We start from the raw sequence: 1,154 nt of genomic DNA, 5'->3' as shown, positions 1-1,154 counted from the left end.
CTCCTCGGTGATTTCCCTGCCGATGCAGACCATATCGGAGAGATCTCCGTCAGGGTGGATTTCGATTTCCCGGACAGGAAGATGTTCAGAAAGTTTCGCGCGCCCTTTGTGGTTCGGGCGTTTGCGGACGTATTCAATCTTTTGCTTTACTTCTTCCTGCTGCTGTTCCAGCTGGACGGGTGCAGCATCGAATGGAAGGCTCATCTGGGCCGGGTCGCCTTCAAAGCGTTCGCGCTTCTGGCCGAACTGCATCCGCTTATACATGGCCAGCTGTTCCTTCAGGTAATCACGCTCCCGAAGAAGGAGTTCATTCTCTTTGGATATATTGGAAACAACCTCTAAAAGGTCCTCTTTTGATAGCTGTTCCAGTGCCATTTGCATGGCCTAAAAATACAAATAACCAGTAGGTTAAGCAAGCATAAAACGATGTTTTTGGTTAATTCAGACAACTTTTTTCAGTGAGAACCGGTGCCGTCTCCGGCTCTTCTCCACCACGATCCCCTCCACCATCAGCACCAGATCGCTCCAGTCGATCCCGCCGTCAGGCCCACCGGTTTTCGGCAGCGGAAATGTACCGCCCTCCAGTCTTTTGTAATACAGCACGAACCCGCCGTGTTCCCAGTGCAGAAGCTTCATGTGCGTGCGCCGACGGTTCAGGAACACGAACACATCACCGCCGGTGGCGCCCCGGCCCAGACCGGAGGACACCAACCCGCAAAGCCCGTCGAAACTTTTCCGCATATCGCAATGGCCGCCGTACAGGTAATAGCGATGCGAAGAACCAAGGCTGAACATCAGCCCAGGGCGATTAACCGGGACAACAGCCCCAGGTCGGCCGAGCGAACTTCCAGCCGAACGCCGTTGGGATAAATAACCGACAGCACCGGGGCAGTTCCCAACATAGCCGTGCCCATCGGAATAAAACCGTTATCCCCGCCAGACTGATCCGCTTTCCAGCGACTGATCCAATAACCGAACTTGGACAGGGTAATGCCGTGTTGCAAACAGAACTCCTGCCGGGTTAACCCACTCTCACGCCACTGGCGGACAAGTGTAAACATGTAGTCCCTACGCTCTTTCATAATTATATTGTTTTGGGCGTAAAGCTACAGACCGTCAATCAATCAGAAAATATGTAGTTGGTCGGGCGGATA

General features: G+C 53.1%; 3 protein-coding genes. All 3 read right to left on the bottom strand.

Features of this window, described 5'->3' with window-relative positions:
* On the bottom strand, positions 1-381 hold a 381-nt coding region (locus JHJ32_RS22545), incomplete at its 3' end, for a transposase (RefSeq protein ID WP_200122977.1).
* A gap of 60 nt (positions 382-441) precedes the next feature.
* Positions 442-795, bottom strand: a complete 354-nt coding sequence (gene tnpB / locus JHJ32_RS22540) for an IS66 family insertion sequence element accessory protein TnpB (protein ID WP_200122975.1) — start codon at positions 793-795, stop codon at positions 442-444.
* Complete coding sequence (locus tag JHJ32_RS22535) at positions 795-1,082, bottom strand: hypothetical protein (RefSeq protein WP_200122973.1); 288 nt, start codon at positions 1,080-1,082, stop codon at positions 795-797. The genes tnpB and JHJ32_RS22535 overlap by 1 nt, the downstream gene beginning before the upstream one ends.
* Between the last annotated feature and the right edge of the window lie 72 nt (positions 1,083-1,154).

Origin of the sequence: Parapedobacter sp. ISTM3 (assembly GCF_016533505.1) — a bacterium.
GTDB lineage: Bacteria > Bacteroidota > Bacteroidia > Sphingobacteriales > Sphingobacteriaceae > Parapedobacter > Parapedobacter luteus.
The sequence above is the reverse complement of the archived record's forward strand: the minus strand, read 5'-3'. Positions and strand labels throughout refer to the sequence as shown.

Coding starts and splice junctions, on each gene's coding strand:
- tnpB (WP_200122975.1), bottom strand. CDS start 795: ATGTTCAGCCTTGGTTCTTCGCATCGCTATTACCTGTACGGCGGCCAT.
- JHJ32_RS22535 (WP_200122973.1), bottom strand. CDS start 1,082: ATGAAAGAGCGTAGGGACTACATGTTTACACTTGTCCGCCAGTGGCGT.